Annotated in this window: 19 protein-coding genes and 1 pseudogene; 12 read left to right on the top strand and 8 right to left on the bottom strand. The window is 67.0% G+C overall.

Going from position 1 to position 23,972, the window contains the following annotated elements; translation table 11 throughout:
- The first annotated feature begins 103 nt into the window (after positions 1-103).
- The gene (locus ACED18_RS14190; protein WP_377293296.1) at positions 104-1,621 is read left to right on the top strand and encodes a tripartite tricarboxylate transporter permease; all 1,518 of its coding nucleotides are present in this window, start codon (positions 104-106) and stop codon (positions 1,619-1,621) included.
- A gap of 90 nt (positions 1,622-1,711) precedes the next feature.
- Here ACED18_RS14190 and ACED18_RS14185 read toward each other — a convergent pair whose 3' ends face one another.
- The gene (locus ACED18_RS14185; protein WP_377293294.1) at positions 1,712-3,634 is read right to left on the bottom strand and encodes a methyl-accepting chemotaxis protein; all 1,923 of its coding nucleotides are present in this window, start codon (positions 3,632-3,634) and stop codon (positions 1,712-1,714) included.
- A 380-nt stretch (positions 3,635-4,014) separates the two neighbouring features.
- Between ACED18_RS14185 and ACED18_RS14180 the strand changes: the two genes are divergently transcribed.
- On the top strand, positions 4,015-4,176 hold the full coding sequence (locus ACED18_RS14180) for a hypothetical protein (RefSeq protein ID WP_377293292.1): 162 nt from the start codon (positions 4,015-4,017) through the stop codon (positions 4,174-4,176).
- A gap of 243 nt (positions 4,177-4,419) precedes the next feature.
- On the opposite strand, the gene ACED18_RS14175 is transcribed toward ACED18_RS14180, so the two are convergent.
- Entirely contained in the window at positions 4,420-5,460 is a 1,041-nt protein-coding gene (locus ACED18_RS14175) for an ABC transporter substrate-binding protein (RefSeq protein WP_377293491.1), read from the bottom strand.
- Between the two features lie 162 nt (positions 5,461-5,622).
- Between ACED18_RS14175 and ACED18_RS14170 the strand changes: the two genes are divergently transcribed.
- The gene (locus ACED18_RS14170; RefSeq protein WP_377293290.1) at positions 5,623-5,886 is read left to right on the top strand and encodes a CopG family ribbon-helix-helix protein; all 264 of its coding nucleotides are present in this window, start codon (positions 5,623-5,625) and stop codon (positions 5,884-5,886) included.
- Positions 5,883-6,197: pseudogene (locus ACED18_RS14165) on the top strand (type II toxin-antitoxin system RelE/ParE family toxin). The gene ACED18_RS14170 and the pseudogene ACED18_RS14165 overlap by 4 nt, the downstream one beginning before the upstream one ends.
- A 33-nt stretch (positions 6,198-6,230) precedes the next feature.
- On the opposite strand, the gene ACED18_RS14160 reads toward ACED18_RS14165, so the two are convergent.
- Positions 6,231-6,476, bottom strand: coding sequence for a hypothetical protein (locus tag ACED18_RS14160; RefSeq protein WP_377293288.1), 246 nt, complete (start codon positions 6,474-6,476; stop codon positions 6,231-6,233).
- A 157-nt stretch (positions 6,477-6,633) separates the two neighbouring features.
- On the opposite strand from ACED18_RS14160, the gene ACED18_RS14155 reads away from it, so the two are divergent.
- The 4 genes from ACED18_RS14155 (at position 6,634) to ACED18_RS14140 (ending at position 11,979) form a co-directional block, all read left to right on the top strand.
- Positions 6,634-7,332 carry a response regulator gene (locus ACED18_RS14155; protein ID WP_377293286.1) on the top strand — a complete coding sequence of 233 codons (699 nt, stop codon included), beginning with the start codon at positions 6,634-6,636 and terminating at the stop codon, positions 7,330-7,332.
- Positions 7,329-8,768, top strand: a complete 1,440-nt coding sequence (locus tag ACED18_RS14150; RefSeq protein WP_377293284.1) for a sensor histidine kinase N-terminal domain-containing protein — start codon at positions 7,329-7,331, stop codon at positions 8,766-8,768. The genes ACED18_RS14155 and ACED18_RS14150 overlap by 4 nt, the downstream gene beginning before the upstream one ends.
- A gap of 924 nt (positions 8,769-9,692) precedes the next feature.
- Positions 9,693-10,688 carry an MDR family oxidoreductase gene (locus ACED18_RS14145; protein ID WP_377293282.1) on the top strand — a complete coding sequence of 332 codons (996 nt, stop codon included), beginning with the start codon at positions 9,693-9,695 and terminating at the stop codon, positions 10,686-10,688.
- A 16-nt stretch (positions 10,689-10,704) separates the two neighbouring features.
- Complete coding sequence (locus ACED18_RS14140; RefSeq protein ID WP_377293280.1) at positions 10,705-11,979, top strand: glycerate kinase; 1,275 nt, start codon at positions 10,705-10,707, stop codon at positions 11,977-11,979.
- A gap of 43 nt (positions 11,980-12,022) precedes the next feature.
- Here ACED18_RS14140 and ACED18_RS14135 read toward each other — a convergent pair whose 3' ends face one another.
- Together ACED18_RS14135 and ACED18_RS14130 are read right to left on the bottom strand one after the other, a co-directional pair.
- Positions 12,023-13,216: a low temperature requirement protein A gene (locus ACED18_RS14135; protein WP_377293489.1), complete on the bottom strand. Its 1,194-nt coding sequence runs from the start codon at positions 13,214-13,216 to the stop codon at positions 12,023-12,025.
- A 204-nt stretch (positions 13,217-13,420) separates the two neighbouring features.
- On the bottom strand, positions 13,421-14,410 hold the full coding sequence (locus tag ACED18_RS14130; RefSeq protein WP_377293278.1) for a P1 family peptidase: 990 nt from the start codon (positions 14,408-14,410) through the stop codon (positions 13,421-13,423).
- A 376-nt stretch (positions 14,411-14,786) separates the two neighbouring features.
- Between ACED18_RS14130 and ACED18_RS14125 the strand changes: the two genes are divergently transcribed.
- A complete protein-coding gene (locus ACED18_RS14125) occupies positions 14,787-15,545 on the top strand; it encodes an SDR family oxidoreductase (RefSeq protein WP_377293276.1) in 759 nt (252 codons plus the stop codon).
- A gap of 245 nt (positions 15,546-15,790) precedes the next feature.
- Here the strand turns inward: ACED18_RS14125 and ACED18_RS14120 are convergent, their stop codons facing one another.
- Together ACED18_RS14120 and ACED18_RS14115 are read right to left on the bottom strand one after the other, a co-directional pair.
- Complete coding sequence (locus ACED18_RS14120; RefSeq protein ID WP_377293273.1) at positions 15,791-16,585, bottom strand: Crp/Fnr family transcriptional regulator; 795 nt, start codon at positions 16,583-16,585, stop codon at positions 15,791-15,793.
- A gap of 87 nt (positions 16,586-16,672) precedes the next feature.
- The gene (locus ACED18_RS14115; RefSeq protein ID WP_377293271.1) at positions 16,673-17,059 is read right to left on the bottom strand and encodes a hypothetical protein; all 387 of its coding nucleotides are present in this window, start codon (positions 17,057-17,059) and stop codon (positions 16,673-16,675) included.
- 123 nt (positions 17,060-17,182) lie between these two features.
- Here ACED18_RS14115 and ACED18_RS14110 point away from each other — a divergent pair, with 123 nt between their 5' ends.
- Positions 17,183-17,932: an SDR family oxidoreductase gene (locus ACED18_RS14110; RefSeq protein ID WP_377293269.1), complete on the top strand. Its 750-nt coding sequence runs from the start codon at positions 17,183-17,185 to the stop codon at positions 17,930-17,932.
- A 369-nt stretch (positions 17,933-18,301) separates the two neighbouring features.
- The gene (locus tag ACED18_RS14105) at positions 18,302-20,656 is read left to right on the top strand and encodes a methyl-accepting chemotaxis protein (RefSeq protein ID WP_377293267.1); all 2,355 of its coding nucleotides are present in this window, start codon (positions 18,302-18,304) and stop codon (positions 20,654-20,656) included.
- A 154-nt stretch (positions 20,657-20,810) separates the two neighbouring features.
- Here ACED18_RS14105 and ACED18_RS14100 read toward each other — a convergent pair whose 3' ends face one another.
- On the bottom strand, positions 20,811-22,223 hold the full coding sequence (locus tag ACED18_RS14100; RefSeq protein WP_377293265.1) for a short-chain fatty acyl-CoA regulator family protein: 1,413 nt from the start codon (positions 22,221-22,223) through the stop codon (positions 20,811-20,813).
- A 204-nt stretch (positions 22,224-22,427) separates the two neighbouring features.
- Between ACED18_RS14100 and ACED18_RS14095 the strand changes: the two genes are divergently transcribed.
- On the top strand, positions 22,428-23,960 hold the full coding sequence (locus ACED18_RS14095) for an acyl-CoA carboxylase subunit beta (RefSeq protein WP_377293263.1): 1,533 nt from the start codon (positions 22,428-22,430) through the stop codon (positions 23,958-23,960).
- Positions 23,961-23,972 lie beyond the last annotated feature (12 nt).

Genomic DNA, 23,972 nt, shown 5'->3' with positions numbered 1-23,972 from the left:
AGGCGCCCGGGCCGCGTGCCACGCGGCCGACGCCCTTTCCGTCCTGTTTTGATGCCTGTATCCACCGCAGACACCCTGCGTGGCAGGCTTGAGGGTCACGCCTATGAACACCTTCGAATTCCTCCTGCAGGGGGTCGGCGTCGCCACGCAGCCGATGAACCTGCTCTATGCGCTGATCGGCGTGACGCTCGGCACCGCCGTCGGCGTGCTGCCCGGCATCGGCCCGGCGCTGACGGTGGCGCTTCTGCTGCCCATCACCTTCCAGCTCGATCCGGCGGGATCGCTGATCATGTTCGCCGGCATCTATTACGGCGGCATGTATGGGGGATCGACCACCTCGATCCTGCTGAACACGCCCGGCGAAAGCGCCTCGATCGTCACCGCGCTGGAGGGCAACAAGATGGCGCGCGCCGGGCGCGGCGGGCCGGCGCTTGCCACCGCCGCCATCGGCTCCTTCGTCGCGGGCCTCATCGCCACCATCGGTCTCGCCTTCATCGCGCCGTATATCGTCAAGCTGGCGCTGGTCTTCGGGCCGCGCGAATATTTCGCGTTGATGGTGCTCGCCTTCGTCACCGTCTCCTCCGCCTTCGGGGATTCGACGCTCAGGGGTCTCACCTCGCTCTTCATCGGCTTTGCACTCGCCATGATCGGCATCGACCAGCTGACCGGCCAGACGCGCCTCAGCTTCGGCGTGCCGGACCTGCTCGACGGCGTCGAGGTGACGACGCTGGCGGTTGCCATGTTCGCGATCGGCGAGACGCTCTACATCGCCGCGCAGGGCAATCGCGGCCCGGAGACGATCGAGGCGGTCAAGGGATCGCTGTGGATGACCAAGGCCGACTGGGCGCGCTCCTGGAAGCCCTGGCTGCGCGGCACCGCAATCGGCTTCCCGATCGGCGCCATGCCGGCCGGCGGCGCCGAGATCGGCACCTTCCTCTCCTACGCCACGGAAAAGCGCCTGACGAAGCATCCGGAAGAGTTCGGCAACGGCGCCATCGAAGGCGTGGCCGGCCCGGAAGCGGCCAACAATGCGTCGGCCGCCGGGACGCTGGTGCCGCTGCTCACGCTCGGCCTGCCGACCACGGCGACGGCGGCGATCATGCTGGCCGGCTTCCAGCAATACGGCCTGCAGCCCGGCCCGCTTCTCTTCGCAACCAATCCGCAGCTCGTCTGGGGCCTGATCGCCAGCCTGCTCATCGCCAACTTCATGCTGCTGGTGCTGAACCTGCCGCTGATCGGCCTGTGGGTGCGGCTGCTGACCATTCCCAAGCCCTGGCTCTATGCCGGCATCCTGTTGTTTGCGACGCTCGGCACGATCGGCGCCAATCCGTCGGTCTTCGAGCTCGGCATGCTGCTCGCCTTCGGCCTGATGGGCTACGTCATGCGGGTTCTCGGCTACCCGATCGCCCCCGTCGTCGTCGGCCTCATCCTCGGGCCGCTCGCCGAACAGCAACTGCGCCGGGCGCTCGCCATCAGCCAAGGCGACTGGAGCGTGCTCTTCACCTCGCCGATCGCCGCCGCGCTGCTCGCCATCGCAGCCCTTGCCCTCATCGTGCCGCTGATCATGCGGGCACGGGGTCGCGGCCAGGTGCTTTCGCAGCTTGCCGCCAACGAGGACTGAGCGGGACCCGCCAAACCGCCTGCAAAGAACAAAGCGCGCGCGTTCGGCCGAACGCGCGCGCTTTTCCATGTCGGGACGCTGGTGGCGCGATCAGCTCGCCAGGCGCTGCGGCGGGGTGTAGCGCGCGGGCGCGGCACGGCCGGTCTCGCCGGCCTTTTCGATGCGGAAGCGGCTGACGAGGCTGCGCAGCCGCTGGGTTTCCTCCGCAAGCCGGGCGGTGGCAGCGGTCTGCTCCTCCACCATGGCGGCATTCTGCTGGGTGGCCTGATCCATCTGGTTGACAGCCGTGTTGACCTCCTGGAGGCCGGTCGACTGTTCGCGCGAGGTGCCGGCAATCGAGCGGATCTGCTCGTCGATGGCGGCGACGTTGCCATGGATCGTGTCGAGGGCCGTGCCCGTCTGCGTGACGAGGGCGACGCCGGATGTCACCTCGGTGCTGGAGCGATGGATGAGTGCCTTGATGTCCTTGGCCGCGGTGGCGGAGCGCTGGGCAAGCTCGCGCACCTCCTGTGCGACGACGGCAAAGCCCTTGCCGGCCTCGCCCGCCCGCGCGGCTTCCACGCCGGCATTGAGCGCCAGAAGATTGGTCTGGAAGGCGATCTCGTCGATGACGTTGATGATCTGGCCAATGCCGGAGGAGGCCTGCTCGATGCGCTCCATGGCCTCGACGGCCTGGCGCACCACCGTGCTCGACTGCTCGGTGTTGCGGCGCGCCTCGGTGACCATCGTCGCGGCCTGCAGCGAGCGATCGGTGGAATTGCCGACGGCGGAGGTGATTTCCTCAAGCGCTGCGGCGGTCTCCTCCAGTGAGGCGGCCTGCTGCTCGGTGCGGCGCGACAGATCGTTGGCGGCGGCGCGCAGTTCGCCCGTGCCGCCATTGATCGTCTCGATGGCGAGAAGCACTTCGCTCATCACGGTGCGCAGGCTCTTCATCGCGGTATCGACATTCGACTGCAACTCCCGGAACGAGCCGCGGAAGCTGCCATTCATCGACTCGGTCAGGTCGCCATCGGCAAGGGCGGCCACGACGCGCTGCGTTTCCCGCACGCCCTCGTCGACCGAGGCCAGAAGATCGTTCACGCTGGCGGCGAAGGTGTTGAGATGCGGGTTCTCGTAGTGCTTTTCGATGCGCCGGGTGAAATTGCCGTCAACCGCCGAGGAGACGACCGCCGCGATGCTGCTCTGGAGGTCGGCATTCTGCGCCTGCAGCGCGGCTTCCTGCGCATTCATCTCGCGCACCTTCAGCGCATTGGCGCGAAAGACCTGCACGGCAGCCGCCATCTCGCCCACTTCGTCCTTGCGGCCGGCAAAGGGAATGGCCGTGTCGAGATCGCCGCCGGCAAGGCCGTTCATGCTGGCGGTGATGCGGCGGATCGGCTGCGCGATCACCTTGCGGCCGAAGAGCGCGGAGGCGACGAGCAGCGCGATCATCAGGCCCGACATGACGAGGCTGACGGTGGACGACAGGGACTGCAGGTCGCGCCGGTTCTGGTCGGCAGCCTCGCTCGCCGCCTTGGCCGCGTTGACGGCCTCGTCGATCAGATGGCCGATCTCCGTGAAGCTCGTCGAAAGCTTGGCGACGACGTCGGCCGTATCCGCCTTCGCGCGCAGTGCCGCTTCGAGCTGCTCGATCAGCACGTCGTCCGCCGCGATGATCGTCTCGATCTTCTCCGCCCGCTGCTTGTTTGCGGGGATCGTCATCGCCTCCTTGGCGAGGCCGATATATTTGAGAGCCGACTGATGACGCTTGCCCATATAGTCGATCGCCGAGTTCAAGTCGTCGTCCGACGCAGCGAGGCGGACCCAGGCGACCCCGGTTTCCAGCCCGCGGACGGACGCTTTCATGTCGATCAGGTTGCGGGTGATTTCGGCCTGGACGCGACCCCGCGTCACCGCAGCCGTGACAGCGTCGTTCAGCATCCACCCCGCCACCGCCACAACCAGCATGAGAAGAATGCCGGCACCGGACATCAGGGCAAGTTTGGTGCTGATGGAGAGCGAGCGTGAGAACATAAGAGCAGATCCTCGTGGGATGGGCGACGGTCATGCCTCGCGCGGAGGCCAGGGCAAAACGCCGGCATCATGGGCGTTGCGAAGGTGGTCAGGGCCGCCTCTGCTCGAATGTGAACAATTTATGACATGCGTAAAATTTCAATTAAGTGCTCATTAAAATCGAAGACTCGCAGCAACGAATATGGCTTTGGCACCCGTTTTGGTCGCGCGGCGCGCGATCTTGGCCCCGTTCCTGGCCCTGTCCCCGGCGCGGATGGCGCCGTCGCCGTTAACCCGCCCTGTCGCACCTGCATGGCTGGGCTGCTGACTTGGGCGTTGTGAAATGACCCGCTCGCCCCCATCTTCAATCCGTCAAGAGAGAGATGAAGAGGATGAATGAGATGAGCAAGACCACCACGACCCGCGGCAATGTTTTCACCCGCGCTTTCGCCGTCTTCGGTGCCGCCCGCAATGCCGCTGCCGCCGTCGAGGGCCATCGCCAGCCGGCCGCCCGCGACCTGCGCACGCTCGGCATCGACCCCACGACCTTCCCGGGCGCCTGAGCCCGATCGGTCCATCCGGACTGACATGATGCCTATGTTTGAAAGCCGGTCCCCTTGGGCCGGCTTCATGCTTTTCGGGGCTCTCGTTCTCGCGTTCCGGTCGGCTCACTCGGCAGCATGGCATGGCGACCGTCCTTAGCAGGGCGCCGGCAAACCGTCCTATCCGGGCATGGGCCTGATGCCGTCATCCATGATGGGGGGCTGCCATGCCCGTTGCCGGCGCCACCGCCCGCAGTCAGCGTGTCAATGCAGCCTGAGCGCCTCGTTCCAGCGGGCGATCAGCCGGGCGCGCTTGACCTGGTCCAGATAGACCATCAGGCCGGGGCTGACGGGCACTGGCTTCAACTGGGCGCCGAGCAGCGCCTGCAGGGTGACGGCCGTGTTGTCGCCGGCAACATCTGGGCTGACGGCGGGGATCTGCAATTGCGTGGCCAGCGTCTGCTGCCCCTCGCGCGACATGAAGAAATCGAGGTAGCGCCGCCCGAGATCCGGCCGTGCGGCGGCCTGCGGCACCAGCCCGATGCGCGACATGACAACGGTATAGTCCTTCGGCAGCACGATGCCGACATCCGGGTGCCGCGCCGCCCAGTCGGCCGCATAGGAGCCGAGGATGTTGTAGCCGATGGTGAAGCGCCCGTCGGCGACGCGTTCGAGGATCGCCTGGCTGGTGGAATAGAGCTTCACGCCCGCCTGCCCCATGGCCTGGATGACGCTCCAGATATCGCCGAACTGCTCCTGATCGCGCGCCATGAAGAGGAAGCCGACGCCGGAGCGCTCGATGTCATAGGTGCCGATCCGCCCGAAGACGCCATCGCCCATCTCCTTCAGATAGGCCACGAACTCGGCCCGCGTTTCCGGCGGCTTGCGCCCCTTGAAGCTCGGCTTGTGGTAGACGAAGACGGCCGGCTCGAAGGTCAGCGCATAGGCCGTGTTACGCCAGTTGGCCCAGGCCGGCCAGCGCCCGCTCATGGCAAGGTCGGAGCGCTGCGCATAGCCGTCATTGCTGAGCTTCACCTGCAGGTCCATGGCAGAGGAAAAGGCGAAATCGGCGGTCTTTTCGCCCGCATCCGTCTCCTTGACGATCCGGTCGTAGATCTCCCCCGTCAGCATGTCCTCGTAATCGACCGCCACATCCGGATTGGCCTTCTGGAACCCCTCGATCATCGGGCGGGCCAGATGCTCGTCCAGCGAGGAATAGACCTTCAGGATCGGCGCATGCTCATCCCCCGACCCGGCAGGGAAGAAGACCGGCGCCGCCAGCACAGCCCCCGGCCCCGCCGCCATCAAGCAGAGGAAAAGGAGGAGGCGAAGGACGGGAAGGACAGGCATGCCTCATCATGCCGGAGCGGGAGGATGGCGGCAAGGGCGGGTGGCAGCGGTTCCTCGCGCGGATTGACGGCCGAATGGGCCAGGAGTAGGGTTGGTGTATTACAAAAGGAGAGAAAAATGGTGTCTTCTCAAAAGATGTCTGATCCCCTGACACTTCGCCTGCCGACCGATGTGCTCGCCGATGTCGAAAAGCTCGCCGCCATCTGCGAGCGCAGCCGAAGCTGGATCATCCTCCGCGCCCTGAAAGCCTATCTCGCGGCCGAGGGGAAGGAGCTGATGGCGCTTGCCGAGGCGGACCGCGACATCGACGCGGGCCATGGCACGGATCTCGATGACGTCATTTCCGAGGTGGAGGCGCTCCTGAAGGATGCGGCGGCGTGAAAGTCACGCTGTCGCCGGCGGCCACGGCCTATGTGCGGCAGGAAGCTGCTTATCTCAAGGACCGCTAACCGCTTGCGGCACGTGCTTTTCTCGATGATCTCAAGCGCCTGCGTGCTCGTCTGGAGCGCTTTCCAGCGCTCGGTCACCTGTCGCCTGATCTTCCCTATCCCGGCATTCATCGTCTGGTGATGGGTGCCTATCTGATCGATTACCGCCAGCGGCCGACCGAAATTCTCATCCTCTCCATCCGTCACGGTCGCGAACGGCCGCCGGGTCTGCCTGTTGAGGACGAATTCGAGGACGACGGATAGGCCCGGCATCCGGCAGGACGAGCGTGCAACGCTTCATCCCATGTTCCAAAGCCGTGCGAACGTCGCGGCCTGGCTGTCTATATCACCGGAAGGAAGAAGCGGCAGGCCGGCGTCGCCGAGCGCGACAAGAAGGTCTGCGCTATCGCGCAATCCCGTTTGCTGCAATGTTTCCCGACGCGACAGCAGACCCCGGGAATAGGCCGCGAGCACATCGACCGGCTTCTCGTTGCGATCAGCCGAAGGGTTGGGTGAACCGCTATTGACCTTGCGTTTCAGCATCACGAGGCCTCCAAGTGCAGAGCATATCCCATATATGTTCGCCTACAAAGGCATGTGAGCGGCCACCCGCGCGGAACGATGTCGTCCTTTCTTGACCGCTCTGGTCACCGCCAAGCCCCTCATATAGGCTAAACGCTTGGGATGGAGTGCAGTACGCGTGCGGCTTTTGCTGGTGGAGGACAATGAGGCGCTGGCGGAAGGGTTGATGGTCCTTCTGCGGGGCAGCGGCTATGCGCTGGACCGGGTGGCGGACGGCGCTTCCGCGCTGGCGGCGATTTCCACCGAGAGCTTCGATCTCGTCGTGCTCGATCTCAACCTGCCGGAGGTGGACGGGCTCGATGTGCTCAAGGCCATCCGCGCCCGGCAGAACCGCACGGCGGTGCTGATCCTCACCGCGCGCGGCGCGCCGGAAGAGCGCATTCGCGGGCTCGATCTCGGCGCCGACGATTATCTCACCAAGCCCTTCGATGTCGGCGAGCTGGAAGCGCGCATCCGCGTGCTGCTGCGCCGGCAGGCCGGTCACCGCACCTCCTCGGTCTCCTTCGGCAAGGTCACGCTGGATCTGACCTCGCGCAGCTTCACGGTCGGCGGCCAGCCCGTCGATATCCCCGCCCGCGAGGTCGCGCTGCTCGAAACGCTGTTCCTGCGCGCCGGCAAGGTGGTGGCGAAGGAGGCGATCATGCAGTCGCTGACGGGCTTTGACGAGGATCTGAGCGCCAATGCGATCGAGCAATATGTCAGCCGCCTGCGCCGGCGCCTTGCGCCACACGGGCTGACGGTGAAGACCGCGCGCGGCATCGGCTATTACCTCGACAGGCTGCCGGAGGCGGATGGCGAGGGTGTCGCGCCCGCATGACGCTCGCCCTTTTCTCGCTTCGCCGGTCGCTGCGCCGCCGCCTGCTCGGCTGGCTCCTCATCGCCACCGCCATCATCGGCATGGTGGCGCTTGTCGATACCTGGCAGGAGGCCGTCAACACGGCCAATACGGTCTCCGACCGCGTGCTGGCCGGCTCCGCGCTGGCGATCGCCGAGCGTGTCGTGGTGGCGGAGGATGGGTCGCTCGAGGTCGATATTCCCTATGTCGCGCTGGAGATGCTGACCTCGGCCGCGCAGGACCGCGTCTTCTACCGCGTCGATGGCCCGCCCGGCACCTTCATCACCGGCTACCAGGCGCTGCCCGTCGTCGCCGGCAAGCCAGGGCAGGCGACCGCCTTTGCGGACGCGACCTTCCGAGGCGAGCCGATCCGTGTCGGCGCGCTGCAGCGCTCGGCCTCCACGGGCATTTCCTCCGTTCCCTTCGTGGTCACGGTCGCTGAAACCACCATTGCCCGGCGCCAGCTCGCTGAGGCCATCCTCCTGCGCTCCGCTGCCCGCCTTCTTGTCATGATCGGCGGCGCCGCCATCATCGTCTGGATCGCCGTCACCATCTCGCTACGCCCGCTGAACCGTCTCGGCGCCGCGATTGCCGAGCGCAATCCGGATGATCTCCAGCCGATCCGCGAGGAGGTGCCGCGCGAGGTGGAAGGGCTGGTCGAAACCGTCAATTCCTTCATGGTGCGGCTCTCGACCGCGCTGGAGGCGTTGCGCCATTTCACCGGCAATGCCAGTCACCAGCTGCGCACGCCCCTTGCCGTCATCCGCACCCAGCTCGCGCTTGTCACGCGCGCTTCCACGCTGGAGGAGGCGCGCGAGGCCGCTGCCAAGAGCGATGCGGCCGTGGCGCGGGCCGAGCGCGTGCTGGCCCAGTTTCTCACCCTTGCCAGGCTGAATGGCGCCACGTCGGGCGAGGCAGGCGCACCCGCCGATCTCGATCTCCTGCGCCTCGCCCAGGATGTCACGGCCGATCACGTTCCCGCCGCTGCCGCCGCTGGCATCGATCTCGGTTTCGAAGGGGAGGGCAGCGCCCGCATCGCCGGCGAGCCGCTGCTGATCAGCGAGCTCGTCAAGAACCTCGTGGAAAACGCCATCGCCTATGCCGGGCAGGGGGCCGAGGTCACGGTGCGGGTCACGCAGGAAGAGGGCGCCGTCCTTTTGTCCGTCACCGATGACGGTCCCGGCATCGCGCCCGAGCGGCGGGCCGACGTGATGCGCCGCTTCGTGCGCGGCGAACGCGAAAAGGCTTTCGGCTCCGGTCTCGGCCTGCCGATCGTCGAGGAAATCGCCATGCTTCACACAGCCACCGTCACGCTGGAAGACGGCGCGGCCCGGCAAGGCCGCGAGGGGCGCGGCCTGAAAGTCGCCGTCCGCTTTCCGCCCGCAGCGATGAGGACCGCCGGCGAGACGCCAGCCTGAAGGGCGGGCAGATCCGGTGGGACGTTGATAAAAGCGACCTCACCTCCCTGCACGACACCAATCGTGCTGAGAAAGAATCGATCGCCTCCACGCCGTCATTCTCATCCCGGTCGCGGAGGGCCGCGTGGATGCTCGGCTCACGGCCGAGCATGACGGAGCGAGGAGAAAATCGCGCGACCGATTCAGGCCGGTCAGAGGGATGTGTCCGTGCCCTGAAGGAAGCGACGCTCCGCCCTTGGCATCCACTCGACGAGAGACATTGCAGGGCAGGGGTCGGGTAACCGATCAAGCCACCCGCCGCCATCCCCGGGCTCGACCCGAGGATCCGCGCCTCAACCACGAAGGCTGCCCCATGGACCGGTCAAGCCCGCCTGGCACCGCAGGAAAATTGGCGTGTTCAACGACACCCGCCGCGCGTTCCTTCGAACACGCGGCCGATGATCATCACTGTGTATCGCGAGGGGGCTTGGTCAGCGCGTCAGCGGGGCTGGCGGGCGGGGGTGCTTCCGGTGTTACGGACCTGAACCATCAGGAAAGCGTCCACGATACGGCTGATGAACGAGCCTTCGCGGGAGTTCGCAGATTCGCGCTGCGTCGACATGAGGAGTGCTCCAGTTTGCTTTGCCGGGCGGTATGGCCGGGCATTGTTCACGGGCGGCGAGTGTTTGATCAGCGCACCGGGGACCTCTGTCCCTGCGCAGGCCGCAATATGCCGTGATGCGGCTCTCCTCTGCCGCATCCTTGGGCAAAAGGCCAGAGGGACACACGCATATCTGGTCTGCATGGTTTACACGCCATGAAAAAGTGCATGCCCAGGATTTGGGCAGGGGGCTGCGGCGGGCCGGCATTCGCCTTCCGAAGGGGTGGCCATCGGGGTCGGCTGGTGGCATGGTCCGCGGCAAAGACGGCTTCGGGAGACGAGACATGAGCGAGACGTTCAAGGCGGTGGTGATCGACGAGGTGGATGGCAAGCCGCAGGGCGCCGTGAAGGCGATCACGCTGGCCGATTTGCCGGACCATGAGGTGCTGGTCCAGGTCGCCTATTCCACGCTGAACTACAAGGACGGGCTGAACGTGACGGGCAGCGGCCGCATCGCCCGGCGCCTGCCGATGATTGCCGGGGCCGATCTCGCCGGCACGGTGCTGGAATCGAAGGACCCGGCCTTCAAGCCCGGCGATGCCGTGATCGTCAATGGCTGGGGCATGTCGGAAACCACCGGCGGCGGCTACACGCGCTACCAGCGCGTCAAGGCCGAATGGCTGACGCGCCTGCCCGCGGCCTTCTCGCTGAAACAGGCCATGGCGATCGGCACGGCCGGCTATACGGCCGCCCTTTCCGTCGTGGCGCTGGAGCGCTGGGGGCGCATTCAGCCGGGCGACGGCGAGGTGCTGGTGACGGGGGCGGCCGGCGGTGTCGGCTCGGTCTCGGTCGCGCTTCTGGCGCGGCGCGGCTACCGCGTGACGGCCGCGACCGGCCGGCCGGATACCCATGACTATCTGCAGCGCCTCGGCGCCACCGGCTTCGTGGAGCGCGCCGCCCTTGCCGAAAAGGGCGGGCCGCTGCAGAAGGAGCGCTGGACGGGCGCCATCGACAGCGTCGGCTCCACCACGCTCGCCAATGTGCTTGCCCAGACCGTGCGCGATGGTGCTGTGGCGGCCTGCGGCCTTGCCGGCGGCGCGGATCTTCCGGCCACCGTCATGCCGCATATCCTGCGCGGCGTGGCGCTGATCGGCATCGATTCCGTCATGGCGAGCCACGAGAAGCGTGCCGCCGCCTGGGCGCTGCTTGCCGAAAGCCTCGACCCCGCCCTGCTGGACGCCATGACGGAGGTGCGGCCCATGAGCGACATTCTCGGCCTTGCCGATGCCATCATGGCCGGCACGGTGCGCGGCCGCGTCGTCATCGACGTCACCGCCTGATCCGGCCCGCCTGCCGATGACCGGCCCCCTTGGCGATCCCCGGGCTTTCCTCAGCGGTCTCTTCGACCGCGCGGTGGCGGTGGCCGATCCCATGCGCGCGCTGGCGGCCTTCCTGCCGGAAAAGCCGCCGGGCCGTCTGGTCGTCGTCGGGGCCGGCAAGGCCAGCGCCCGCATGGCCGAAGCCGTGGAGGCCGCCTGGGGCCCGTGCGAGGGCCTCGTCATCACCCGCTATGGCTACGCGCGCCCCTGCCGGGGCATCGAGATCGTCGAGGCCGCCCATCCGGTGCCGGATGCGGCGGGGCTTGCGGTAACGGCCCGCATGCTCGCGCTCCTCAAGACGCTGGGCGAAGATGATTTTGTGCTGGCGCTGATTTCCGGCGGCGCCTCCGCCCTGCTGGTGCAGCCGGCCGAAGGGCTGACGCTTGCCGACAAGCAGGCGGTCAATGCAGCCCTTCTTGCCTCCGGCGCGCCCATCGACCGCATGAACACGGTGCGCAAGCATTTAAGCCGCGTGAAGGGCGGGCAGCTTGCGGCCGCCGCCTTCCCGGCGCGCATGCTGACGCTGATGATCTCGGACGTACCGGGCGACGATCCCGCCTTCATCGGCTCCGGCCCGACTGTTGGCGATGCCTCGACGCCGGCCGATGCGCTGGCCATTCTCGCGCGTTATGCCGTGCCGGTGCCCCAGGCCGTCCGCGCCGTCCTGTCGGGCCCCACCGGTGTCGTGCCGCCCGGCGATCCGCGCCTGTCGCGGGTCGAAAACGTCATCGTCGCCGCGCCGCGCCAGTCGCTCGACGCCGCCGCCGATCTTGCGCGGTCCGCCGGCTGCAGCGTCCGCCTGCTCGGCGATGCCATCGAAGGCGAGGCTCGCGACGTCGCCGTTGCCCAGGCCGAAGAAGCCCGCGCCATCCGCCGGACGCTCACACCCGGCGATGCCCCGGTCCTCCTGCTCTCCGGCGGCGAACTGACCGTGACGCGCCGTGGCGACGGCATCGGTGGTCCGAATGCCGAATTCTGCCTCGCGCTTGCCCTGGCGCTCGATGGCGCCGCGGGCATTCACGCGCTTGCCTGCGATACGGATGGCGTGGATGGCGCAGCCGAGGTGGCCGGCGCCGTGATCGGCCCCTCGACGCTCGCCCGCGTCCGCGCCGCCGGTATCGATGCCGCCGAGGCCCTGGCGCGCAACGACGCCCACAGCGTCTTCGCCGCCATCGGCGCCCAGGTCGTCACTGGCCCGACGCTCACCAATGTGAATGACTTCAGGGCGATCCTGATCCTGCCGCCGGCGTGAGGCGGGTTCGGCCCTTGCCCCTCAGCCGCCTGCCGGCCTGAACTCACGCCACCCGACGCGCACGGGCGAGCGCAACATATTCCCACACGCACACGCCAAGCAGCACGGCCGTTGCGTAGAACTGCAATCCCATATGGCTGGCGAGCGACACGGCCCCGCCGCCGACGGCCAGGAGAGCGAGCCCCGCCGCATGCGAATAGGGCAGCGCCGCACCGGCCGAAATCTTCATCCAGCCCACACCGATGAGGAAGATCGCGGGGCCGGCAAGGATCGCCGCTGCCTGCATCGGCGTCAGCGCATGCGGGTGCGAGAGCGCGAAATCCTCGCCCACCGCCGTCAGGATGATGCCCGCCACGATCGGCAGATGCGTGTAGGCAAAGAGCGTGCGCACCGTGCTCACGGGCTTTTCCCGTGCCGTCTCGGCGGCCTCCGCCTCTTCTGCCTTGTCGGCGGCCTGTTGCTGGCCGTCATGGAAATAGAGCCACCACATCAGCACGGTGTTCAGGAAAGCGCAGACGAGCACCGGCAGCGTCGTGGCGTCGTCGAAGCGTTCCGATGCGTTCTTGCCGGTGGTGAGGATGGTTTCGCCGAGCGCGATGATGACGAAGAGCGCGGCGCGTTCGGCCAGATGCTCGCCATTGATGTCCGTCTCTTCGTTCGCCCCGCAGCCGAGACCCGGCAGCCGGTAGCGCACGATCGGCGCCAGATATTCGGCGACAAGCGCGATCGCCCAGAGGAGGATGCGCGTTTCGCCCTCGGCCAGGCCGCCGGCCAGCCACAGCGCGGAACTGCCCGCCGTCCAGATCGTGATGCGGGTGAAGATGCCGGCCTGCTCGCTGCCGGCGCGCCGCAGGGCGAAGAGCGCGAAGAGGGAGCGTGTCATCTGCAAGGCGACGTAAGCACCGGCGAAGAGCAGGCCCTTTTCGCCGAAGGCATCCGGCAGCGCGATTGCCATCAGGATGCCGCAGAGCATGAGCGCAAAGAGCAGCAGGCGCACGCTTTCGTGCTCGGCGTTCAGGATGTTCGTCACCCAGGTCGTCTGGATCCAGAGCGACCAGAGCGCGAAGATGAACAGCAGCGCTTCCGCCGCGATGCCGAAGGAGAAGTCCTCGACCAGCGTTTCCGACAACTGGATCAACGCGAAAACAAAAACGAGGTCGAAGAAGAGTTCGGGAAAGCTCGCCTTGGAGGATTTCTGGTCGTCGCGCCGCAACAGGCCTTCGCCCGGTGCCGGCATCCGTTCGCTGTCGCTATCCAAGGCGTGATGTCCCCCGCGTGATGGCGCAGCAACGCGCGAGCCGCCAAAGGGTTCCGTCGGCGCGTCCCCCTCATACGACCCTTCCGGCCACCTTCTCTGCGAGGGCTGCTTTCAGATCTCTTCTCCCCTTGGAAAGAAGATGCCGGCAGGCAGATGAGGTGGGGTACGCCGACGTCCGGCCCCTTACGCGCCCCAGCGATCCCGCCAGCTCGCCTGCGCACCGTCCACCGCCAGCGCGTCGGCCGCATGCACGCCCCGGCCGATGGCGCGTGCCATGGTGCTGGCGGCGAGGTGGCAGAGTTCGAGGAAATCGGCCATTTCCGGCCGGCCCTTTTCGCCTGTCGCGGCGGCAAAGACCGTGTCGCCGTCGAGCCCCAGATGGGCGGGCAGGATGGCGCGGGCGATGCCGTCATGGCCGAGCAGCGACAGGCGGTGCGCCTCGGCCTTGGTCAGCGTCGCATCGGTCACGACGGCGCCGATGGTGGTTGCAATGCGGCCCGCGCCCTTGATGCGCAGCGCGACATGTTCCTCGAGCAGCGGATGCGGCAGGCCGAGCCCGCCATATTCGCCATCGCGCTCGAAGGGCGCCGCCCAGAAATGCGGACCGTCACCCACCGTCGGTGCGCCAAGCGCGTTGACGACGACGATCGCCGCCACGGTGAAGCCTTTCGAGGTCCGCGCGCTCGCCGAGCCCAGTCCGCCCTTGACGGTCGCCGTCGTCGCCCCTGTGCCTCCGCCGACCGTTCCGAGCTGAAAGGCGCCGGCTGTCGCGTTCCTGTAGGCCTCAAGCCCCATGTCGCGATAGGGCGAATGCAGTCCCCAGTCCTTGTCGCCACCGTTCAGCAGGTCCATGACGATTGCCTGCGGCACGATCGGCACGCGGGCCGGCCCCACGGCAAAGCCGCGCCCGTCGGCCCGAAGCCCGGCCTGCACGCCGCCCGCCGCGTCCAGCCCGAAGGCCGACCCGCCCGAGAGCACGAAGGCATCGACCTCCGACACCGTCATCGCAGGGTCGAGAAGTGCCGTATCCCGCCCGCCCGGCGCGCCGCCGAGCACGCTGCCCGAAGCGGTCGCGGGCCGGTCGAAGACGATGGCCGTCACGCCCGAACCCAGCGCCAGATCCGTGGCGTGGCCGACGCGCACCCCGGCAATGTCGGTCAGAAGGTTGTGCATGGATTTCGGTCTCCCCGGCCAGTTCCCGGCACCGGGACTATACCAGAACCGGAAAAATCTCAGTTACAAGGACAACGCAGTCCCTTAAATCAAGGCGAAAAGCTCTCTGCCGTCACCACCTCCGTTCGCGGACAGTCTTGCTTGAAGCCACTTCGTAATTCGCCGTCATCCTTGCGCTTGACCCGAGGATCCACCTTTCAAGCGCTTACGGGTGAGGCGATGGTTCCTCGGCTCGGGGCCGAGCATGACATGGAGGACGGGCTCGTCCACATCCGAAACGTCTTGCGGAGTGGGTTTGGTAGATCTCAGATGACAGAACACACGGCGAGCAAGGCATTGCGTTGCGTACCGTAAAGCTCGAGGAGGAATCAGCACCATGACACAGCCGAAGATCGCACTCGTCACCGGCGGCGGCACGGGCATTGGCAAGGCCATCGCAACGGCGCTCGCCCGCGAGGGCTATGCGCTCGTCATCAGCGGCCGGCGTCTTGCCGTGCTGGAGGAGGCCGCAGCCGCGATTGCGGCCGAAACCGGGGCCGACGTGCGCGCCATTGCCGCCGATGTCGGCGATCCCGCCTCTGTCGCCTCCCTCTTTGCGGGGATCGAGGCCGCCTTCGGCCGGCTCGATCTTCTCGTCAACAATGCCGGCATGGGCGCGCGCGCCGTGCCGATGGAAGAGCTTTCCTTCGACGAGTGGTCGTCGGTGCTGGCCGCCAACCTGACCGGTCCCTTCCTCTGCACCCGCGAGGCGATGCGGATGATGAAGGCCCAGAGCCCACGTGGCGGGCGCATCATCAACAACGGCTCGATCTCCGCCCAGACCCCGCGGCCCTTCTCCGCCCCCTACACGGCCACCAAGCACGCCATCACGGGGCTCACCAAATCCACCGCGCTCGACGGCCGCCCCTTCGACATCGCCTGCGGCCAGATCGACATCGGCAACGCCGCCTCCGACATGACCGCCCGCATGAGCGGCGGCGTGCTGCAGGCGAACGGGGAGACAAGGCCGGAACCAACCATCGATGTCACCCACGTGGCCCGCGCCGTCGTCTACATGGCGAGCCTGCCGCTCGACGCCAACGTGCTCACCATGACGGTCATGGCCACGCAAATGCCGCTCGTCGGGCGCGGGTAGTGCGTCTGCATGGGAAGGCACCCCGCCTGTTCAGGCAAGCGCGTCCCCACACCCTGCGTCGTCAGCTCTGTCTCGAATGTGCAGGCCGCTTGATTTGGGTGCAGCCGCCACCCCACCCTCCGTCATTCTCGGCCTCCGAGCCGAGGATCCACGGCCAGGGGCGCCGAGGGCCGCGTCGTCCCCGGGTCAAGCCCAGGGACGACGGTGAGCCACCCCACCGCTCGCTTCCCGAACACCGCCACGCGTCAGGCAAATGCCGGCGTCGCCGCCGTTGCCACCGCAGGCGCGACCACGGCCCCGCCAGCGCTGCTGCGCTTGTCCTTATGGCTGCCCGCGGTCATCCCGCCGGCCAGCGCCGTCAGCGCCGCCATGTCCTTCACCGTCACCACTTCGGGATGGTCGAAGGCAATCACATTGTCGCGCTTGAAGGCGTTGAGGCAGCGGCTCACGGTTTCCAGCGTCAGGCCCAGCCAGTCGGCAAGGTCGGCGCGGGTCAGGTAGAGCGTAAAGGTCACGCGCCGTGTGCTGGCATTGCGCGGACGGCGGCGGAACTGGGCGGCGAGGTCGATCAGGGCGGAAGCGACGCGCTCGGTTGCCGTCTTGCGGCCGAGCAGCGTGGCATGCGCCAGCGAGCGGGTCAGCATGTGGCGCAGGGCCGCTTCGATTGCGCCGCGCTCGGCCGCGCCGCTGGTGTCCAGCGCTTCAAGCCGCGTGAAGGTCAGCGTTTCCGCGCCAGACGGCGCGTCGCCCGTCAGCGCATTGCCGATCAGGCGGCCGGGGCCGAGCACGTCGATCACCTGCCGCCGCCCGTCCGGCAGCGCCTGGAAGACGCAGACGCAGCCTTCCGTGATGCGGTAGACGAAGGGGCAGGTGATGCCCTGGTGAAAGAGCGCGGTGCGCGGCGCGATCAGCGTGTTGCCGAGCGGGCGGGTGCAGAGCGGACGCTCGTCGCAGGCCGCTTGGCAGGCGGGTGCCAGCGCCAGGGCTTCGTCGGCAGTGTCCGCGGCCGGCGCGGCGGCAATCAGGATAGGGGTCGTCATGGGGTCAGCTTCCTTCGGCGACGGCGGCACGCTTCTTCGGCCGCACGGCGGATGGCATTCCCGCCGGGAACCCGGCAGGCGGCGACATCAGGCAGGAAGGAGGGACGGCGGACCGCGTGCCGAAAAAGCGCCGGCGCGCAACGCCACGGGCAGGGCGCCCGCAAAGGCCGGCATGCGGCCGAGGCTGACCAGATCCGGCGCGGCAAGCGCATGAGCATCCGGGGAGGGCAGGAGGAAGGTTGTCGGCAGGCAGCAGGAAAGGCACTTGCCGTGCCCGTCGCCGTGGTCGGGCTCGTCATCCCCGTCGAGGCAGAGATCGGGGAGCGTGCCGTCCGGCAGGGCGAAGGCGGCCATGGATGGCCCGGCCTTCACCGTGCGCGCCGCCACCGGCGGGCCGACAAGCGCCAGGCACAGGACCGCGACGGCGCAGACGATGCGCAGCCAGAGCGATCCCTTCGATGTCCTGTCGATCATGCCGTTTCCCGGGTTCCGTCCCAAACAGATAGGCGTTACGGTATCTTACCGCAATGCGGCAGTTTGTCGGCAAACGGCCGAGCCTGTTCATTTCGCCGTGAGCGTGCCCCAAGGAGTTCCACCATGTTCGATCTCTCAGGTAGCACCGCCCTCGTCACGGGCGGCGGACGTGGGCTTGGCCTTGAAATGGCCAAGGCGCTGGCGCGGGCCGGCGCGCGCGTCTTCATCAACGGCCGCGATGCGGCGGCTCTTGCCGAGGCCGTCGAGGCCGCAGCCGCCGGGGGAGTGCGCCTGGAGGCCGCAGCCGGCGATGTCGAGACGGAGGCGGAAGCGATCGTCTCGACGATCATCGCCGCCACGGGCCGGCTCGACATCCTCGTCCACGGCGTGGGCGTGCGTGACCGGCGCGGCATCCGTGATCTCCCGGCCGCCGATTTCTCGCGTCTCGTGCAAACCGATCTCGTCGCCGCCTATGGCATGGCGCAGGCCGCGCTGCCGCATCTGGAGCGCGCGCCGGCCGGGCGGCTGATCTTCGTCACATCGATTGCCGCGACCCATGCCCGGCCCGGCGATCCCGCCTATACCGCCGCCAAGGGCGGGCTCGAGGCGCTCACGCGCTCGCTGGCGGTCGAGGTCGGTTCGTCGCGGCTGACTGTCAACGCCATCTCGCCCGGCTGGTTCGCCACCGAGACCAACCGGCATCTGGCCGAGGACGAAGGGTTGCGGCCCTTTGTCGAGACCCGCATTCCGCTGAAGCGCTGGGGGCGGCCGGACGAGATCGCCGCTGCCGCCGTCTTCCTCGCCGCGCCTTCTGCCAGCTTCGTCAACGGCCACACGCTCGTCGTGGATGGCGGCATGACGGCGCAGATGTGAGAGCACGCCGGACGGTCTTCCGGGGCCGGCTTGATAAAGCGCAAATTTATAGTTTCCAATCTCGAATTATACTTTTAAGACACTGAACTTTTGGAATTTCCACCATGCGCCCTGTCTCACATCTGAGACGATGACCGCGAGTCGATCGATCGAGGTTCTCTCATATATCATTGAAAAATATCGTTTATTATCACTTTTCGATTGAACGGATAACGTCAGTTTCCTTAACGTTTTGGAAACCCTGTGCGTGAAACCTGCCCTTCAAGAAAGTCATGTCGATGACTTGATCTTTGGCAGGAAAGTCAAACGGGGTTCATCATGCAGTTTCGGTCGATAAAAGCAAAAATTGTTGTCCTCTCCAGCCTCAGCATGCTTGCCGCCAGCGGCGCTTTGCTTGCCTATGGCTTCGTCTCCTCGACAGCCAGCCAGACCTATGTCTCCGACAATGTCTCACAGATGACGCGGGACTTGACGAAGGAGAGCCTTCTGCGGCTCGGCGCCAGCCAGGCGGCCACCATCCGCGCCTCGCTGGACGGCGCCTTCGATTCGGCCCGCAACATGGCGCGATCCTTCGAGGCTGTGGTCAGCGGCGACAGCGCGACACCCGCCGCCCAGCGCCGCGTGCAACTGAATGGCATGCTGCTCAACGTCCTCAAGGACAATCCGCGTTTCAACGGCACCTACAGCGCCTGGGAGCCGGATGCGCTTGACGGTCTCGACAAGGAGCACCGCGACGACCATCAGGCCGGATCGGACGCCACCGGCCGCTTCCTGCCCTACTGGACGCGCGACGCGGCCGGCAAGATCGATATCCAGCCGCTGGTCGAATATGACAGCCGCGACCTGCATCCGAATGGCGTGATGAAGGGCGGCTGGTATATCGGCCCGCAGTCGGGCGGCGGCGAAAGTATCCTCGATCCGCTGCCCTACATCGTGCAGGGCAAGAAGGTGTATCTCGCCACCATGTCCGTGCCGATCACCGTCAATGGCCGCTTTGCCGGCGTGGCGGGCGCCGACTTCGACCTTTCCTTCGTCCAGAAGCTCGCCGAAGACGTCAAGGCCGGCATTTATGACGGCAAGGCATCGGTGGAAATCATCAGCAATATGGGCCTCGTCGTCGCCTCCAGCGAGCGGCCGGACACGATCGGCCAGCCGGCAGAGGCTGCCCGGTCCGCCATTGCCGGGCTGATGGAGACCATCAAGGCCGGCAGGGCCGTCGCGCTCGAAGCCAATGGCCGCGTTCAGGCGGTCTCTCCCATCGTCATCGGCCGCACCACCACACCCTGGGCGGTGCTGATCGACGTGCCGGAAGAGGTGGCGCTTTCCAAGGCGATCGCGCTCGACGGCGCGCTTGCCACACGCAACAGCCGCGACCAGTGGATGCAGACGCTGGTCGGCCTCCTCATCGCCGGCGCCGGCGTCATCGCCATGTGGTTCGTCGGTCGCTCCATTGCCCAGCCCATCAGCACCATGACCGGGGCCATGCGCCGCATTGCCGATGGCGCGCTCGACACCGAGATCCCTGCTGCCGACCGGGCCGACGAGATCGGCAGCATGGCAGGCGCCGTCGCCGTCTTCCGCGACAATGCCCGCGCCAATCTCGCGCTGGAACAGGAAGCCTCCGATCAGCGCCAGCGTGCGGAGGGCGAACGCCGCCGCGTCGCCGATATCGAAAAGCTCAAGGCCGAGGAGACCGCGCATGCCACCGGCCAGCTTGCCACCGGCCTCAAGCAGCTCGCTGCCGGCGACCTCGCCGTGCGCCTCGACGAACCCTTCGCCGCCGCCTTCGAGGAGCTGCGCGCCGACTTCAACCGCTCGGTCGCCCAGCTCGCCGACGCCATGACCGCGGTTGCCACCGCCGCCGCCTCCATCGATGCCGGCTCGGCCGAGATCAGCCGCGGCTCGGACGATCTGTCCAAGCGCACCGAGCAGCAGGCCGCATCGCTCGAAGAAACGGCCGCGGCGCTCGACGAGATCACCGCCAATGTCTCTTCCTCCTCGCGCCGGGCCGACGAGGCCCGCACGGTGGCGACCGAGGCCAATCGCAGCGCCGCCGAAAGCGCCCGCGTCATGGCCGGCGCCGTGGAAGCCATGGAGCGCATCGAGCGCTCCTCCACCCAGATCGCCAACATCATCGGCGTCATTGACGAGATCGCCTTCCAGACCAATCTCCTGGCACTGAATGCCGGGGTCGAGGCCGCCCGCGCCGGCGAGGCCGGCAAGGGCTTCGCCGTCGTCGCCCAGGAAGTGCGCGAGCTTGCCCAGCGCTCGGCCCAGGCGGCCAAGGAGATCAAGGATCTCATCCGCAACTCCGCAAGCGAGGTGGAGCATGGCGTGCGCCTGGTCTCCGACACCGGCGAGGCCCTGCGCACCATCGGCACCCATGTCGCCGCCATCAACGCGCATATGGAGGCGATCGCCACCTCGACACGCGAGCAGTCGGTCGGCCTGTCGGAGGTCAACACCGCCGTCAACCAGATGGATCAGGTGACCCAGCAGAACGCGGCGATGGTCGAGGAAACCAATGCGGCGAGTGCGGCACTTGCGAGCGAATCCAGTGCGCTGCGCGCCCTCATCGGCCAGTTCCGTCTGGCGCAGGGCACGGATCACGCCGTGAAGGCGCTGCGGGAGACGGCGCGCGGCATGGCGCAGGCTGCCCCGGCCGCTTCCGGCTCCGCCCGTCGCCTTGCCAATGCCCGCTCCGGCGGCTGGCAGGATTTCTGATCCTGCCCGGTATCGGAAGCCGAAGTCCCCCCTCCCGGCTTCCGCAAGAGCGTTTCAGGCGAACCGAACGCGCCTGAAACGCTCTGCTCCCTCCTCTGAGAATGGTAGATGCACTGCCGCACTTGCCCGCAGCCAGGCTGCGGGCCTTTTCGCGTCAGCCCATTTCGTAAGGCAGCGCCCCGCGCCGGTCGTGGTCGATGGTGAGCTTGCGCTTCAGCGGCGGCACGGCGCGTTGCGGGCAGCGGGTGCGTTCGCAGATGCGGCAGGAAATGCCGATCGGGTCGAAGGCGGTTCGGTTGGTGAGGTCGAGGTCGTCGGCATAGACGAAGCTTTCGGCATAGGAGATCTCGCAGCCGAGCGCGATGGCGTAGCGGAGTTGCAGCGCACGAAAGCCGCCGCCGCCCTTGGTGATCTGGGTGGCGATGCAGAGATAGCGTGCGCCATCGGGCGTTTCCGCCAGTTGCCGGATGATGCGGCCCGGCTGCTCGAAGGCCTCGTGCACGTTCCACAAGGGGCAGGCCGCGCCGAAGCGGGCGAATTGCAGCTTGGCGGCGCTGTGGCGTTTGGTGATGTTGCCGGCCCGGTCGATGCGGGCAAAGAAGATCGGCACGCCCTTCGAGCCCGGCCGTTGCAGGGTGGAGAGCCGGTGGCAGACCTGTTCGAGGCTGGTGCCGAAGCGCACGGCCATCAGCTCGATATCGTGGCGCAGCAGCCGCGCCGCCTTCAGGAAGGGCTGGTAGGGCATGATCAGCGCGCCGGCGAAATAATTGTGCAGCCCGATGCGGCAGATCTCCTGCGCCTCTACCGTGCGGAACCCGGCCTCCGTGACGATCGTCTCCACCAGCCGGCCGGCTTCCAGCTGCGCGATCTGCAGCGCCGTCTGGAAATCGCGCGTCGGCGCCGGCGCATAGGCATTCAGCGTCAGGATGCGCGCGGCCGGATCGTAGCGCCTCAGCGTCTCGTCGCCGGGCTCGGCTCGCACGACACGCACGCCATGGCGGCGTTCGAGGTGGGCTGCGAGCGCGCCCGGCCGCTCCCCCTCGCCAAGCCCGATCTCGGCCGCCAGCTGCTCGGCGGACAGGTCGAGCTCGTGGATGTAGTTGTCGACGAAGTGGAAGAAGTCGCGCACCTCTTCGTAAGGCGTCGTCTCGCCCGCGCCCGGCTGGCGGCCGAGGCGATCGTCGAGGCTCGCCAGCTCGTCCGAGGTGCGGCGATAGGCCTGGTGGCTGGCGATCAGCGCATGGGCCAGCCCCGGCGCGTTCTGCACCACCAGCTTCAGCTCCTGCAAGCCGGGCTCGTAGGCCGCAAAGAGCGGATCGGCGAGCGCTTCGGAAAGCGCCGAGAGCAGCCGGTCGTCCTCGCCGGAGGAGAGTTCCCCGATATCGATCTGGAACTTCTCCGCCAGCGCCAGCAGCACGGCGGCCGAAACGGGCCGCTGGTTGTTCTCGATCTGGTTGAGATAGCTGGTGGAAATGCCGATGCGCTCGGCAAACTGCGCCTGCGTCGCCTTCATCTGGTCGCGGAGCGCGCGCACCTTGCGGCCGATATAGAGCTTGCCGATCGCCATGTTGCAATTTCGCAATTTACTGTTTGCAATTTTATAAACCCCACACGCACACATAATCAAGCCTTCCGGCCTCGATCCTTTGTCGCTATTGCTCCCGTCACCAAATCCGGCGACAGTGCGCCGGAACGATGCGGACCAAACCGCATGAAAACAGAGAGATAGGCCGCGACCGCGCAGCATCGGACGCGCCTTTGGGAGGGCAGCATGCAATCGGTTCTGAAGGAACTGGAAGCCCGGCGCGCCGCGGCAAAGGCCGGCGGCGGCGAGCGGCGCGTGGCGGCCCAGCATGGCAAGGGCAAGCTGACGGCGCGCGAGCGCATCGAGGTGCTGCTCGATCCCGGCTCCTTCGAAGAATACGACATGTATGTCACGCATCGCTGCGTGGATTTCGGCATGGCCGCCGACAAGACGGCCGGCGACGGCGTCGTCACCGGCTGGGGCACGATCAACGGCCGCCAGGTCTATGTCTTCTCCCAGGATTTCACCGTGCTCGGCGGCTCGCTCTCCGAGACGCATGCGCAGAAGATCTGCAAGGTCATGGACATGGCGGTGCGCAACGGCGCGCCGATCATCGGCCTCAATGATTCGGGCGGCGCGCGCATCCAGGAGGGCGTCGCCTCGCTCGCCGGCTATGCCGAGGTCTTCCGCCGCAATGCCGAGGCCTCCGGCGTCATCCCGCAGATCTCCGTCATCATGGGCCCCTGTGCCGGCGGCGCGGTCTATTCGCCGGCCATGACCGACTTCATCTTCATGGTCCGCGACACGTCCTACATGTTCGTCACCGGCCCTGACGTGGTGAAGACGGTAACGAACGAGATCGTCACGGCCGAGGAGCTCGGCGGCGCCTCCACCCACACGAAGAAATCCTCCGTCGCCGATGCCGCCTTCGAAAACGACATCGAGACGCTGGAGCAGGTGCGCCTCCTCTTCGATTTCCTGCCGCTCAACAACCGCGACAAGCCGCCGGTACGCCCCTTCCACGACGATCCGGCCCGTCTCGAAGCCCGCCTCGATACGCTGATCCCCGACAGTTCCACCAAGCCCTACGACATGAAGGAACTGATCCACGCCGTCGCCGACGAAGGAGATTTCTTCGAGATCCAGCGCGATTTTGCAAAGAATATCATCACCGGCTTCATCCGCCTCGAAGGCGAGACGGTCGGTGTGGTCGCCAACCAGCCCATGGTGCTGGCCGGCTGCCTCGATATCGATAGCTCCCGCAAGGCCGCCCGCTTCGTGCGCTTCTGCGATGCCTTCTCCATCCCCATCCTGACGCTGGTGGATGTGCCCGGCTTCCTGCCCGGCGTCGCGCAGGAGTATGGCGGCGTCATCAAGCACGGCGCCAAGCTTCTCTTCGCCTATTCGCAGGCGACGGTACCGATGGTCACCCTCATCACCCGCAAGGCCTATGGCGGCGCCTATGACGTCATGGCCTCCAAGCATATCGGCGCCGACATCAACTACGCCTGGCCGACTGCCGAAATCGCCGTGATGGGCGCCAAGGGCGCCACCGAAATCCTCTACCGCTCGGAACTTGGCGATGCCGACAAGATCGCGGCGCGCACGAAGGAATACGAGGAACGCTTCGCCAACCCCTTCGTCGCCGCCGAACGCGGCTTCATCGACGAGGTCATCATGCCCCACTCGTCGCGCCGCCGCATCGCGCGTGCCTTCGCGAGCCTCAGGGGCAAGCGCAAGGAACAGCTGTGGCGCAAGCACGATACGATTCCCTTGTGATCCCTTGTCGGC

This window comes from Rhizobium sp. SG2393, from assembly GCF_042610495.1.
GTDB lineage: Bacteria > Pseudomonadota > Alphaproteobacteria > Rhizobiales > Rhizobiaceae > RU20A.
Note: the sequence above shows the minus strand (reverse complement) of the source record. Positions and strands in the feature narration are given on the sequence as shown.